Below are 13443 nucleotides of genomic sequence, written 5' to 3'. Positions count from 1 at the left end.
ATAGTTCTATAGAACTAGATTTCACTTTTTTATACATGCAACACACAAAAAAGCCACCAGAAGAATTAGTATCCCCTGGTAGCTCCATTAAAATTTATCATTTGTTAATGTGCAACACTCATGCTCTCGTCAATCCATTTCTGTACCATTTGAGCACTTACATTAAGATAGTGGGCTATTTTATCAACTTTCATTCCATCCGCAGCCATGGATAATGCTGAGGCTTTTGCTTTTTTCAGCTCACCACTTTCAATACCTTCACTATAAATCTGTTCCATCTCACGGCACATGAATTCCACCCCTTTCTGTGTTTCCTTCAATTCGTATACTCTGTCAGCAAGTATCTTACTGTGCATATCTTCTGCATTCTTACAGTGAAGATCATGCATCAGTCTGCCTAATTCTGTATCCTCTTGTTTCTTAGAATTTACATAAATAATATGAGCTTCATCTTTAAAATTCTCACTGACTTCTTCGATTTTTCTGTCTACATGATAAATCGGAAGTCCATAGCCAAGTGCATCATCTCTGGTAATAAAAATCACGTAGCTTTCCGGAAGGTCATCAAAATCCTGTCCCGGATTTAATGTGTTCATATCCATTAAACCACTATGATATCTTGCTCGTTTTGGAGATGCCCCTTCATTATCCTGTTGGATTTCTACATCCATCTGCTTGCCTTCAGAGTCTCTGGCAACACAGTCCAGAATAGCTGAACGTCCCTGTAAATTCTTATAGTCCTTTTGAAGAACCTGATCAATCACTTTCAGATCCTTTTTATCCATAATTACCTGCAGAACATATTCTGTGCATTCACGTTTCTTAAATACATTCCGCATAAACACATCGCTCATGATGGTAAGGTCTTTTAAGATACCCTTGTATCTTTCGTAACGTGTTTCCAATTCTTCTGTTTTCACGGTTTCTGCTTTCGTCACGTCCATTCTCGCCTCCATTCTTTGCTGTGTCAGAACAGGTTCCTAAATGTCTCCTATCCCAATTTCATCTTAACATCAAAACCAGCTTTTCACAAGCCACTATTTTATCCTACACCACTTGAAAACAATAATTTCCAATCAGCTTCGTCCAACTATTATATTTATTCTTTTCACACACCTTTTGGCATATTTCATTTTCCATCAATACACAGAACATCTTATCATAATCAAATGCCCAAACAGCACCATTCACATGGTTTTCCACTGCTTTCTGATCTATGCTCTTTAAGCGTGTGACCATTTTTTCAATTTCTCCATTTCCCAAGTTACCGATATTTTTACAGATAAACCGAAAGAAATTCAACGTTGCATATTCGTCATGCCAATGGAACTCTTCTGGATTGTTTTTAATTTTACTGACTCGCTGCTGTTCTTTGATTATCTGAGCAGCTACACCTTTCATCGAATCTTCGTATCTCATATTATTCACCTACTCTTCCTCAACGCCCAGTGACGGTTTAAATCTTTTATCCTTTGCCTGCGGTACCACGATCTCATAAAAATAAAATCCTAAATACCCAAGTGCCTGCTTCTTCATTTTATAAAAAGAAGTCCTGCCTATTCCCAACTCCTGTTGTACTTCCACATCTGTCTTATTATAATGACTGCAAAAACAGGAATGAAGGATTTCACTGAGCATCACACCATTCGGTGCATAGAACTTCACCAAAGTCATTCCCCGATAGATCATGTCCGACAATCCATAAATAATCATCAGATTATTCATCTCCCGGTGCATCTTTGGCACATTCAGCTGGTTGTTATAAATGCTCAGATAACTCAATACATATGCCATATCTTCATTGATTTTCTCCTGGCATTCCATATCCAGTTCTTCTAACACAATCTGATTTTCCAAAATCAATTTCTGATAGCTTGTCATCAATTCTTTAATATCAGTATAATGTCTTTCGATTGTAACTTCCAGATAATCCTGTGCATGACTTGCCATCTGGAAGGTAATTTCTTTCATTGATTTAATTGCATAATCTCTGTCTGTCATCAGTTTCAAAATCTCCTTATCATCATCACACTAACTGGCGGTCTTTCAGACCAGTTCGCTTTCCCCATGATTTTGATGGGAAGCAATTACTTACTACAACTTGCAGAAGCGGATATCCAAAAGGCATTGTGGGAGCTGTCTTTGCTGACCGGAATCCATCTTCTTATGTAAAACCTACAGGAATATAAAGGGAAAGTGACTATCCCTGCCGGTTAATAATCCAAATAATATCGTCTATACCAATCTCTCCTTATGCTGTTTTTCTCTCCATAAACCATTTATCCACTTCGTAAAACAAGTGGCTTTCCTGCCCCTGTATCATACAGGTGTACATCATTCCTACACCGCCTGCCTTTCTGCTGGCGCATCGCTCGATTTTCAAAATTCTGTCAATACTATATTTTCTTCCATCCTCCCATGTAAAAAATATGGGAACCAGCTGCCCGTCTTTCCGAAACTCTGCCACTACATCTACATATACTTTGTTCATACCGACACCTCACTATAAAATCTCGATTGCTCTTGGCGATGCCGGGATTCTGCGGATATATCCATTTTGCTCCAACTGCTTGATTCTGGAAAAAGCAGATGATGTTGATTTCACCCCGATCAACTCTCCAAATTCCCGGACTGTCGGCGGGTATCCATGCTCCTTCATATAATTCAAAATACATTGATAACTTTCTTTCTGTTTTCTGGTTAATGCTTTTTTCAAATCTATCCCTCCAATTACCCATGAAAATAACTGTGTGGATGGATCGTGTGCGTACCAGCGTCTAAGTGGGATAAGACTTTATCTTGATACATTGCCGCTCGCTGTATACTGAAATAACCAAACCGTCGTCTGATCTCATCTACAGTACGATCCAGCTTCTCTAACTTTTCCTTTTTCTCCTGATTTCCAAATAAATCCAACTGCACGGGAATATCATCTAACACAAGATCCGCAGCTCGGATTCCCAGGCTTCTAATGGGATGTTCCCATTTATAATTATCTTTAAATAGCTGAAATGCTGCAGTTACAATCTCGTTTGTAATATTCGTTGGCTGTCGTAAATGTATCTGTCTGGAAAAACTATACAATCCATTATCTCGAACTGTAATTTCTACTGTTTTGCATTTAAATCCATGTTTCCGCAATCGTGCAGCTACACTTTCTGCCAATGCTATTTGAATGATCCAGACATCCAGATCATTTTCCAGATCTCTCGGTGTTGTGGTGCCATTACCTATCGACTTTACTGGTGCTTCATACCCTTCCTTGCAAACCGGATCTTCATCCCAGCCATTTGCGAAAGTCCATAATACATTTCCTATTTTTCCAAAATGGCTCTCTAACAACTTTTCGTCTGATTCCGCAAGTTGCCCGATTGTCCGGATTCCAAGTTTTTGCAATTTCTTATTTGTCTGCCTTCCGACATAAAGCAAATCTGATGCTGGAAGCTGCCATATCCTGTCTTTATAATTTTCTCGATTAAACTCTGTGATTGCATCCGGCTTTTTGTAATCTGAACCAAGTTTCGCATAAATCTTATTCCAGGAAATTCCGATACTTACCGTTACACCCAGTTCGTATTTAATCCGATGGCTGATTTCTCTTGCAATCGTCATTCCGCTTCCTTTCAGATTTCTGCTGTCCGATACATCCAGCCAGGCTTCATCAATCCCATATGGCTCGATCTTGTCCGTATACTCCGAATAGATTTCTCTTGCCATCTGTGAAAATCTCAAATACAAGTCCATTCGTGGTGGCACAAAAATGATTTCCGGACAAATCTGTTTTGCCTGCCATAATGCCATTCCGGTCTTTACACCTTTTCGCTTTGCAATATAATTTGCTGTTAGCACTATTCCATGCCGAGCTTCCGGATCACCGCCAACTGCAAGAGGCATTCCGGCAAATTCCGGATGATGCAGCATTTCTACACTGGCATAAAAACAGTTCATATCACTATGCAGGATCACACGCTCACTCAAACTTTTCACCTCCCAGCTGCTTCTTTCAACATGATGTTTTATCAATTTCTGTATGTTTAGTATATATCGACATTTTGGAGATAGTCAAGTAACATCTTGGTTGTATTTTCTCCATTTCGGAGATTATTGTTGATTTTATTTCTAACATACGGTATAATGCATATAGAAAATTCAAATAGAAATGAGGCGAACAAATGCACGATTTCGGGGAAATATTAGCAGAAAATAGAAAAAAGAAAGGATACTCTCAATCAGATCTGGTAGACCTGCTTTCTCAGGAAGGTATTCAGGTCACTACAAAAGCAATCTCCAAATGGGAGACCAATGCACGAGAACCAGCTTTACATGTTTTCCTGACACTTTGCCAGTTACTTGATATCGAAGATATATATGAATCCTTCTTTGGAGAAAACCCCTATAACATTATGAGTGGATTGAATGAAGAAGGCAGAAATAAATTGATTGAATTTGCTGATATTTTAAAAGCTTCTAAAAAGTTTTCTCCACTATCTGCAAAGATTATCCCATTCCATCATCCTGTAGAAATTACCTGGGAACCAGTTTCTGCTGGTACTGGAAATTACCTGGAAGATTCTGTAAAAGAAACCTATGACGTAGGACATCTTGCTCCTGAGCAGACTGACTTTGGTGTACGGATCTCCGGTGATAGTATGGAGCCACTTTATCATACAGATGATGTTGCATGGATTCAGAAAAAAGATTCTCTTGCTAATGGTGAAATTGGAATCTTCTATCTCAACGGCAATACTTACATCAAGGAATTACACGATGAGCCAGATGGTGTTTATCTGATCTCTTTAAATCAAAAATATCGTCCTATCCAGGTTTTGGAATCTGACTCTTTTAAAATTTTTGGAAAAGTAATCGGGAAATGCAAAGGTGCAGAAATTCCGGGATTTCATTAGATTTCAACAGCAGGTTCATGATCCTGCTGATAACAATAAGCAAAGGAAGTGATTGAATGGCAATCAATAATACATTAAAAGATATTCGTGAAGAACGGAATCTCATTCAAGCAGATTTGGCTGAAGCCATAGGTTCCTGCAGCCAGACTATAGGCCGCATCGAACGTGGAGAACGTAATCCCTCTCTTGAGATTGCAATCCGGCTGGCCCATTACCTGAAAGTGCCTGTAGAAGATATTTTTCAAGTTGAAGACTGAAGCATAACAGCCGAAAAACCGAGGAGTAAAATCCCCGGTTTCCCTTTTGCTCAAAAATCACTGTAAACCACTTACATTTTCTTCTTTTCTGCCTGCTCCATCAATCAGGTCATAACTCATATCCAAAAAGTCCAGTATCTTTGCTTCACTGAACGAACCATCCAGTAAAATCGTAATCCAGTGCCGCTTGTTCATATGGTATCCAGGTAAAAATCCATAAGTCTGAATAATCATGCTGGTCATTTCTGGATCGCACTTTACATCCATGATGTCAACCAGATCATTTCCCTCTAATCCCAGTTTCGATTTTTCAACCGTCATGATCACTGCATACCATTTCCCATTCTTATGTCGAAGTACTGCACTGTCCGGTAGTTTACTCCATAAATATTCCGGAATCGTGCCATACTGTTTCTGCACATATTCAAAAATTTCTTCTTTCTTCACAATCTATTCAACTCCTGATTCTTCTGATATCCTGCCCCTAATCATACCACATTTTTGTATGCCATACTACCTGCCAAATTCTTTTGCATTTCTCTTATTCTTCTGACTTTAGCTAATAGAGGGGTAAAACAGCAAGGACAGGAAGTGAGGATACACTTCCGGGAAATCCCAATTTAGGGAACCCTACCCTAAATTGAAAAAACGCTGAAAGCAACGATACTACTGTCCTCTCAGAAAGGAGAACCCGCCAATGGCTGAAAGAAAGAGAAACAAAGAAATCCATTTCTATGTCACCGAAGAAGAACGAAAGTTAATCCGCAGGAAGATGATAGAATCAAAGACAAAAAACATGGGAGCTTATCTGCGCAAAATGGCAATCGACGGTTACATCGTCAACACAGATACCACTCCACTTAAGAAACAGTATGAGGAAATGCACAAGATTGGTGTAAATATCAACCAGATTGCAAAAAAGGTAAATACCACCGGAGATCTATATCCGGAAGAAATGCAAGAATTGAAAGAGATGGTAAAAGAAATATGGCATATCTTAAAATCTTCCCCATTAAAGTAACAGACAAGAAAGCTCTAGACTATATTACAAATCCAGATAAGACAGATGAAAAACTGTTAGTTTCCAGTTTTGGCTGTTCCCCGGAAACTGCAGATCTTGAATTTTCTATGACAAGAGAAATGGCAAAAAAGAATGGAATGGACAAGGGCGATAACCTGGCATTTCATCTGATCCAGTCATTTAAGCCTGGAGAAGTTGATGCCGAAAATGCCCATCGCTTAGGGCAGCAATTTGCTGACGAAGTACTGAAAGGAAAATATGAATATGTGATCAGTACCCATGTTGACAAAAATCATATCCATAACCACATCATCTTCAACGCTGCAAGCTTTGTTGATCATCACAAGTATGTTTCCAATAAGCGGAGCTACCATAAAATCTGCCGGATCAGTAATCGCATTTGCCATGAAAACGGACTTGCCACCAGTATGCCAACCGGAGAAAAAGGTAAAAGCTATAAAGAGAATATGGAATATCATCGTGGCACCAGTTGGAAAGCCAAGCTACGTGTTGCAGTTGATAAGGCAATCTGGACTTCCATCAACTATGAGGAATTTCTACAAAAAATGCAGTTAGCCGGATATGAAATCCGGCAGGGAAAGCACCTGTCATTCCGTGCACCAGAACAGCAGAACTTCACTTATATGAAATCTCTCGGAAGCTATTATTCCGAAGAAAATGTTCGCATCCGTCTGGCTAAAAATCGTAGCAAAGTAAAAACTCCAAGACATCTGTCCAGAGAAGCTCGCTTGTATATCAATATCTCCACTTATGTCACAACTGGAAATCAAGAGGGATTTGAACGATGGGCAAAGCTCAATAATCTAAAAGAGGCAGCCCGCACCTTCAACTATCTTTCCGAAAATAACTTGCTGAATTATGACGATTTCAGGCAGCATGTATCTGACATTGAAGCTTCTGTGAAAGTTGCCGACCAAAGAATAGCACAAATCAACAGTGAGCTGAGCACGCAGAAAGTCATTCAGAAACACTGCGATTCTTACCGGCTTTGTCGTAAAGTAATTGAAGATTGTAAATCTGCTAAAAATCCAAAAGCATACCGCACCAAACATCAGGCAGAATACCAGCTCCACGATTCACTAAAAAAAGAGCTTCAGGATCTCGGTGTTACCAAAATCCCAAGCTCTAATAAAGTCCAAAAGCTGATTGAAAATCTTGAATCTGAACAGGCTACTACTGTCCGGGAAAAGCAAGAATTACAGAAAAAACAAAAGACACTGGATATCATTCAGCAGAATTTCACTGCACTGCTCGATGCTCCTGAGATCAGTTCAGACTTACTTCCGGCCAAAAAGGAACCTGTTTCTGTCACAAGAGAAAAATAAGATTGCACTGGCAACTCACTCATTTTCTTCCCAATCTTCCCAAGGTTTCAAATCCTTTTCCTCCCAGGTGACACCATACGGTGCACCTCCGGAGGTATAACCAGCAATACAGAAAAATCGGTCATCTTGCAAGATCTCTTCTTTGGTCAGATTATCTCTTGCTTCTTTTTTCCGTTTTGCTCGCCTCTGTTTCCTCTTTTGTTTGTTCTTGTCTTCCCTCCTTCCGCCAGCCTGAACATAAAAAAAACACCAAAAAACAATTCTTTGCTTTTTGATGTCATTTCTGTCTTTTCAGGCTAACGCCTGAACCAATATTACAGAAGCCCGAACAGACTTCTTCGGTGCGTTTCGCACAATCTGCTTTCAAATCCCGGACCATTTCGAGATGAAATTTCTTATTCAGGATATTCCCCGAATGAAACTGTTTACGCATTTATCATGGCACTAGATTTTGTTTTCGTCAACATTTTCAAGTACAATATATTGATATTTTTGCACTAAACGGTATTCATAGTACTACAAAAGATATAGCAGCAATAGCTTAATATCCAGCATTGCTAACGGTTCCGGGGTGCATTCATATTTTTGAACAATTATCTGAATTTTTGAAAGCTCTCTTCAGATAAATCATGTTCCATCTTACAAACCTCCTTTTGCGCCAGTTTATCATCAATTCCGGCTGAAACCAATAACTCATAAGAGAAGCAATGTTTTTCATAAATTTCTTTCGCACATTCACTTCCTTTTTGAGTCAGACTAAAAATACCCTTGTCATCTTTTTGAACCATTTTCTCATCAATCAAAATTTTTACCATATTCGTAATACTTGGTTTACTGTATCCGAGAAAATCTGCAAGATTGATTGAACGTACCTCTGATAACTTTTTTGTAATAGATATAAAGCTTCTAAGTAATCTTCTGCTGATTCATGTAATGCCATTAAGCACCTCCTATCTTTTGCCTGACTAATTTTTTTTGATAAATTTCCTTTGAAAAACTATCTTACTGCGCCGGAACACAATATCTCTTATTTTGTTGCAACAGCAAAATGCAGTGAAAAACTATTATTATCCCTTATTTTTTTGTATGCAATTAATACATTAATTCATTTAAGTGTCTTTAATGTATTCTTTTATCACTTCAAATATCTCTTTGTTTATTACTATATCCTTTTCGTTTTCAATCCTTGTAGGATAATGACCTCTATTCTTTTCCAACAAAAATTCAGCCTGGTTATTGATAACATCTTTCCGTAAACTATATAACGAATTATTTACTTCGACTTGATCATCTTTAGCCCCCTGTATAATTAACACAGGTTTTTGATATTTATTAACGCCATCTTTTCCACTAAGTAATGCATACTTACCAAATTGAATCTTTTCAAATACAGCTATCCAAAACTGTAATAAATATGCAAAACATTTCATTTTTTTTTGCATACACATTCTCACAAATTTATTTGGAACATCAAAGGCCGATATTATAATTGCCTTATTCAAATTTTCTTTCTGTATATTCAACAATGCCGCCACAGCATATGCACCTGTACTATGCCCAAATGCGATAATTTTATCTAGTCCTTGTTTTTTTAAATATAGTACAGCATTTTGGGCATCTATAATAAACTGTGCAAATCCCTTTATATTTTCTCCTTCACTTTCACCACATCCTGTCATATCATAAGAAAATACAAGGTATCCACAGTTTATCAGTTCACATATTTCTGGCATATAAGCATTATACGTAACTCCATACCCATTCACAACCAAAACAACCTTATTATTAACTTTATTTTGATTAATTCCATAGAAATATCCTGTTAATTTATTTTTTCCCGAATAAAATTCTATTTTTTTTCTTCTGGGAATATCTGATTTTTTATCCGCTTCACAAATATCTATTCTCTTTCCAAACTGCATACGATACATTATGAACGTAAGCAAAAAACTCAAAGCAAGAATAATAAATGCCAACAAGATAATAATAATTATTATTTTCATGATAACCTCTTACTAATATTTAGGTATGCCGTTTCATTAGGAAAGCAAATTTTTCATTATTATAATTATAATTTTTTGCTTTCCTAAAATACCAACGACATATTAAATTAATCCAAACTTAACACCGCACTCTGCAAGCAGTCATAATCCATAAACAAACAATGTGCAGAATACTCCTTGCATCTCAAGAACACAAATTGCACAACAATGTTTATAAATGACTTTTTTAATCTCAATACATTATGCCAGAGAACACACAAAACCTCAAATCACTCCTATCAAATATTAACCAATGGTATTTTCTGAATATTGCGTTTTCCTGCAACTTCTTTTCGTAATCTACTGAATTCTCCAACCTTCAGCCTGCTCACGAATACTAATAAAATCTCGATAGGTTCCTTTTTGTTTCAGTAATTCTTTATGAGTTCCTTTCTGCACTACCGTTCCTCCATCAATAACGAGAATCTGATCCGCATTTTCAATCGTCGCCAGTCTATGGGCAATCGTTATGATTGTTTTACCATGTGTCAGTGCGGAAATAGCCTCTTGAATCAAATGCTCATTCTCTGGGTCAATGCTGGCCGTGGCCTCATCCAAAATAACAATCGGCGCATCTTTCAGCATGGCTCTGGCAATCGAAATCCGCTGCTTTTCACCGCCGGAAAGAGAAGAACCGCCCTCACCAATGACGGTATCATATCCATCTGGCAAGGCCATAATAAAGTCATGGCAGCGCGCTTTTTTTGCAGCGGCAATCATCTGTTCCTCTGAAGCGTTCGGGCTGCCGAATTTGATATTGTTACGGATCGTATCCCGGAACAGATATACATTCTGGAACACCATACTGATATTTTTTAGTAAGCTGTCACAGGTAAATTCTCGAATATCTGTTTCTCCTAAAGTGATTTTTCCGGCGTCAACATCATAAAAGCGTGCAATCAGGCTGCACAGGGTAGACTTGCCGCTCCCGGAGGGACCTACAATCGCTGTTGTGGTATTCTGCGGAATCGTGAAATTCACATCATGCAATACAGTCCGTTTATCGTAACCAAAGGATACATCCTGAAAAGTAATGTCATACGAGGTCGGTGTAATATCTTTTCCGTCCTGGTCGATATATTCTGCATTTTCCAGAGCTTCCAGCTTATTCATAGCGGAATCTATAAGACCCAGCATGTGAGCCGCGTCGTTAATGTTTTCCACACTTCCAAAGATTACGAAAGAAAACAGAACAAACATCAGGAAATAAGCAAGACTCATTTGCCCGTTAAGTGTCTGCCATGCACAGATAAACACAATCCCCATAGATGCCAGTTTTAAGGAGAACAGATGCAAGCAGTTAAATGGCGTATAGCCTTTTTCTACTTTGATATGAATATTTTTCAAATCCGTATTTGCCTTGCGGAAACTTTCGATAGAAGCCCCTTCCTGTCCGAACGATTTAACGATGGACAGCCCGCGGATATATTCAATCGCAGAGCCAGACATATCCTCCATGGCCTGGTGCGTGATAGCAGCGGTCTTTTCACTATGCCTGCTGATACCATGTAAGGCCAATGAGGAAAAGGCAACGCCGACAACAGAAATCACTGCTGCGGCTGGACTCAGGAAAAGGAAACACAGGAGAATTGCAATAAACTTTGCATATCCGTTGATGATGATGTCAACCATCTTCATTCCCTGCAATTCAAGTGTGGATAGCTCCGTGGTAACACCTGTCAGAATATCGCCCACGCTGTTTTTGGAAAAATATCCCAGAGGAACCCTTTTCAGCACATCGCCTAAATGGATTCGCTGCCCTGCGGCTACTTCATAACCAATGCTTTCCTGCAACACCGCCCGCAAATAAGAGAGTAGAAAGTTAAGCGCAATCGAGCCAACAGTAATCCAAAGCATCTGCCAGATCAGGGAGGATTCTATTGTGTTGCCTGCCCAATAAGCTGCGATTGCTTTATCAAGGGCATAAGCGGCAGCCATTGTAGGGATCGCCGTAGACAGGCTGCTGAAAAAGGAAAAAACAGAGCCAAGATAGAGGCGTCCCTTATATTTCCCCGCCCATTTAATGATCCGTTTCATAGACTTAAACATGAGCGACCACCTCCTTCTTTTCACTCACAGACCAATTCTTCGCCCCGATGTGGGCTTTCCACATATCCGCATACAGCGGACACCGCTTCAACAATTCTCCCTGCTTTCCGCAATCCACAATCCGGCCTTTTTTCAACACGACAATCTGATCTGCGTTCTGAATGGTGGAAAGGCGGTGGGCGATCACAAGAAGAGTTTTACCCTTTGATAACGCCATGATAGATTTCTGAATTTTATCTTCGTTCTGCGGGTCAGTAAATGCTGTCGCTTCATCCAAAATAACAATCGGGGCATTTTTGAGGATCGCCCTCGCAATCGCAATTCGCTGTTTTTCGCCGCCGGACAGCCTCTTTCCGGCATCACCGGCAGGGGTATCATATCCTTTGTCCAAACGCACAATAAATTCATCACAGCAGGCCTCTTTCGCCGCCGCATATACTTCTTCATCTGTGGCGTTTGGATTTCCAAGACGGATGTTTTCTTTCAGAGAGCAATTAAACAGGAAGTTATCCTGCGTCACAAAACTGACCAGTTCGGAAAGCTGGCGTATAGACAACTCTTTGATATTCTTCCCCCCAATGGTAATGTTGCCACCTGTCACGTCCCAAAACCTTGCAATCAGACGGGCAATCGTTGATTTACCGCCGCCAGACGGTCCTACAAGTGCCGTAAAACTTCCCTCTGGCAATTCCAAGTTCACATCATGCAGTACTTCATTTTGCTCGGAGCCGTCATAGGAAAAGGTTACATGCTCCAACACAATATCATTGCGGGGTATGGATACGATTTTCCCTGAATCCGGCAGCATAGGCAGGTTCAAAAGTTCATTTGCCGCCTCTACTGCATATTCCATAGACTTTGCTTCGTTAATGAAAGTGGTTGCTTTCATCAACGGCCCAACAATGCTGAGAGAAAGAATAATCCCCATTGCAAGCTCTGCGGGGGAAATACTTCCATTCTGTACCAGCAGAAGGCCGACAGGAAGAACCCCCAGTAACGTTGTTGGCATAATCGCCATCATCAGGTTCATCGTTTTCCATGTGCTCTTAAACCATGCCAGGGTAAACTCTTTGAACGACTGGACAGCATTAACAAATTTTTCATAGGAGCTTGTGCTTTGATTAAAAGCCTTTACAACCTCGATGCCTTCCACATACTCAATAATAATACTGTTGACATGGTTATTTGCCTCCATATAAGCGGCGTACTGACTGTTATAATTCCTCATAAGGAAAAACATAGGAATCATGGCCAGCACCGGAGCAATCAGAACCGCCAATCCCATGCGCCAGTCAATGACCATCATCCAGGTAAAAATTGCAACAGGGAGTAGGAGGTTAGAAGTCAATTCCGGGATCATGTGTGCCAAAGGCGGCTCTAAATCCTCCACCTTATCCATGATGATATTTTTCAGATAGCCGATTCGCCGCCCCATCACTTCGCCGAGAGGCGCTTTCATCAGCCGGTCCGCAATTTTAAGCCGGATTCCTTCCAAAATGGTATAGGCTGAAATATGCGCCAGGATCGTAGAGATTCCATGGCAGGCAACCCGCAGCAGGTAGCCCGCTGCTCCAACCAGACACCAAATCAGAATGCCATTCAGGGTCACATTCTGATTGATAAATGCCAGCAGGATTTCATATACAGCCCAAAAAGGAATAAACCCTCCTGCAACGCTCAGAATGGCGCAGAATACCGAAAGAGCCATTTTCCCCTTGCATGGTGCGGCGAAGGAAAACAGAATTTTCACCCAATTATCTTTTTGCTGCTTCATTACAATCACCTTCCTTCTTTTTAGTCAGCAAAGAAAAAAGGATGGGTAGT

15 protein-coding genes are annotated in these 13443 nt (G+C 39.8%); 4 read left to right on the top strand and 11 right to left on the bottom strand.

Annotated elements, in window-relative coordinates; translation table 11 throughout:
- Positions 1-104 precede the first annotated feature (104 nt).
- The 6 genes from LI162_RS03745 to dinB all read right to left on the bottom strand — a co-directional run bounded on the left by LI162_RS03745 (position 105) and on the right by dinB (position 3978).
- Complete coding sequence (locus LI162_RS03745) at positions 105-944, bottom strand: PD-(D/E)XK nuclease family transposase (RefSeq protein ID WP_015568872.1); 840 nt, start codon at positions 942-944, stop codon at positions 105-107.
- A gap of 103 nt (positions 945-1047) precedes the next feature.
- Positions 1048-1419: a hypothetical protein gene (locus tag LI162_RS03740; protein ID WP_015568873.1), complete on the bottom strand. Its 372-nt coding sequence runs from the start codon at positions 1417-1419 to the stop codon at positions 1048-1050.
- Positions 1420-1428: 9 nt separating this feature from the next.
- Positions 1429-2001, bottom strand: a complete 573-nt coding sequence (locus LI162_RS03735; protein ID WP_005344273.1) for a hypothetical protein — start codon at positions 1999-2001, stop codon at positions 1429-1431.
- 250 nt (positions 2002-2251) lie between these two features.
- On the bottom strand, positions 2252-2491 hold the full coding sequence (locus LI162_RS03730) for a hypothetical protein (RefSeq protein WP_005344271.1): 240 nt from the start codon (positions 2489-2491) through the stop codon (positions 2252-2254).
- A 12-nt stretch (positions 2492-2503) separates the two neighbouring features.
- Positions 2504-2716, bottom strand: coding sequence for a DNA-binding protein (locus tag LI162_RS03725; RefSeq protein ID WP_055156894.1), 213 nt, complete (start codon positions 2714-2716; stop codon positions 2504-2506).
- 14 nt (positions 2717-2730) lie between these two features.
- Positions 2731-3978: a DNA polymerase IV gene (gene dinB / locus LI162_RS03720; RefSeq protein WP_118198971.1), complete on the bottom strand. Its 1248-nt coding sequence runs from the start codon at positions 3976-3978 to the stop codon at positions 2731-2733.
- Between the two features lie 194 nt (positions 3979-4172).
- Between dinB and LI162_RS03715 the strand changes: the two genes are divergently transcribed.
- Positions 4173-4904, top strand: a complete 732-nt coding sequence (locus LI162_RS03715; RefSeq protein WP_118198972.1) for an XRE family transcriptional regulator — start codon at positions 4173-4175, stop codon at positions 4902-4904.
- Between the two features lie 56 nt (positions 4905-4960).
- On the top strand, positions 4961-5161 hold the full coding sequence (locus LI162_RS03710) for a helix-turn-helix transcriptional regulator (protein WP_005344265.1): 201 nt from the start codon (positions 4961-4963) through the stop codon (positions 5159-5161).
- Between the two features lie 57 nt (positions 5162-5218).
- Here LI162_RS03710 and LI162_RS03705 read toward each other — a convergent pair whose 3' ends face one another.
- Positions 5219-5608 (bottom strand): MmcQ/YjbR family DNA-binding protein, encoded by a 390-nt coding sequence (locus tag LI162_RS03705; RefSeq protein ID WP_118198973.1) that lies wholly within the window; start codon positions 5606-5608, stop codon positions 5219-5221.
- Positions 5609-5858: 250 nt separating this feature from the next.
- On the opposite strand from LI162_RS03705, the gene LI162_RS03700 reads away from it, so the two are divergent.
- Both LI162_RS03700 and LI162_RS03695 read left to right on the top strand, forming a co-directional pair.
- Complete coding sequence (locus LI162_RS03700) at positions 5859-6182, top strand: MobC family plasmid mobilization relaxosome protein (RefSeq protein WP_117761217.1); 324 nt, start codon at positions 5859-5861, stop codon at positions 6180-6182.
- Entirely contained in the window at positions 6149-7528 is a 1380-nt protein-coding gene (locus LI162_RS03695) for a relaxase/mobilization nuclease domain-containing protein (RefSeq protein WP_173738638.1), read from the top strand. Before LI162_RS03700 ends, LI162_RS03695 begins: the two co-directional genes overlap by 34 nt.
- Positions 7529-8121: 593 nt before the next feature.
- Here the strand turns inward: LI162_RS03695 and LI162_RS03690 are convergent.
- From LI162_RS03690 to LI162_RS03675, 4 genes are all read right to left on the bottom strand, one after another.
- The gene (locus LI162_RS03690; RefSeq protein ID WP_207736639.1) at positions 8122-8343 is read right to left on the bottom strand and encodes a metal-dependent transcriptional regulator; all 222 of its coding nucleotides are present in this window, start codon (positions 8341-8343) and stop codon (positions 8122-8124) included.
- 294 nt (positions 8344-8637) lie between these two features.
- Positions 8638-9531 (bottom strand): alpha/beta hydrolase family protein, encoded by an 894-nt coding sequence (locus LI162_RS03685; RefSeq protein ID WP_173738636.1) that lies wholly within the window; start codon positions 9529-9531, stop codon positions 8638-8640.
- Between the two features lie 339 nt (positions 9532-9870).
- Positions 9871-11619: an ABC transporter ATP-binding protein gene (locus LI162_RS03680; protein WP_227155770.1), complete on the bottom strand. Its 1749-nt coding sequence runs from the start codon at positions 11617-11619 to the stop codon at positions 9871-9873.
- Positions 11612-13393, bottom strand: coding sequence for an ABC transporter ATP-binding protein (locus tag LI162_RS03675; RefSeq protein WP_186856080.1), 1782 nt, complete (start codon positions 13391-13393; stop codon positions 11612-11614). The genes LI162_RS03680 and LI162_RS03675 overlap by 8 nt, the downstream gene beginning before the upstream one ends.
- Positions 13394-13443 lie beyond the last annotated feature (50 nt).

It is taken from the genome of Mediterraneibacter sp. 210702-DFI.3.120, assembly GCF_020561005.1.
GTDB classification, from domain to species: Bacteria; Bacillota; Clostridia; order Lachnospirales; family Lachnospiraceae; genus Mediterraneibacter; species Mediterraneibacter faecis.
The sequence above is the reverse complement of the archived record's forward strand: the minus strand, read 5'-3'. Positions and strand labels throughout refer to the sequence as shown.

Excerpts from the sequence above, each read along its gene's own strand:
- LI162_RS03745 (WP_015568872.1), bottom strand. The coding sequence starts at position 944 with ATGGACGTGACGAAAGCAGAAACCGTGAAAACAGAAGAATTGGAAACA.
- LI162_RS03740 (WP_015568873.1), bottom strand. The coding sequence starts at position 1,419 with ATGAGATACGAAGATTCGATGAAAGGTGTAGCTGCTCAGATAATCAAA.
- LI162_RS03735 (WP_005344273.1), bottom strand. The coding sequence starts at position 2,001 with ATGACAGACAGAGATTATGCAATTAAATCAATGAAAGAAATTACCTTC.
- LI162_RS03730 (WP_005344271.1), bottom strand. The coding sequence starts at position 2,491 with ATGAACAAAGTATATGTAGATGTAGTGGCAGAGTTTCGGAAAGACGGG.
- LI162_RS03715 (WP_118198972.1), top strand. The coding sequence starts at position 4,173 with ATGCACGATTTCGGGGAAATATTAGCAGAAAATAGAAAAAAGAAAGGA.
- LI162_RS03710 (WP_005344265.1), top strand. The coding sequence starts at position 4,961 with ATGGCAATCAATAATACATTAAAAGATATTCGTGAAGAACGGAATCTC.
- LI162_RS03700 (WP_117761217.1), top strand. The coding sequence starts at position 5,859 with ATGGCTGAAAGAAAGAGAAACAAAGAAATCCATTTCTATGTCACCGAA.
- LI162_RS03695 (WP_173738638.1), top strand. The coding sequence starts at position 6,149 with ATGGCATATCTTAAAATCTTCCCCATTAAAGTAACAGACAAGAAAGCT.
- LI162_RS03690 (WP_207736639.1), bottom strand. The coding sequence starts at position 8,343 with ATGGTAAAAATTTTGATTGATGAGAAAATGGTTCAAAAAGATGACAAG.
- LI162_RS03685 (WP_173738636.1), bottom strand. The coding sequence starts at position 9,531 with ATGAAAATAATAATTATTATTATCTTGTTGGCATTTATTATTCTTGCT.
- LI162_RS03680 (WP_227155770.1), bottom strand. The coding sequence starts at position 11,619 with ATGTTTAAGTCTATGAAACGGATCATTAAATGGGCGGGGAAATATAAG.
- LI162_RS03675 (WP_186856080.1), bottom strand. The coding sequence starts at position 13,393 with ATGAAGCAGCAAAAAGATAATTGGGTGAAAATTCTGTTTTCCTTCGCC.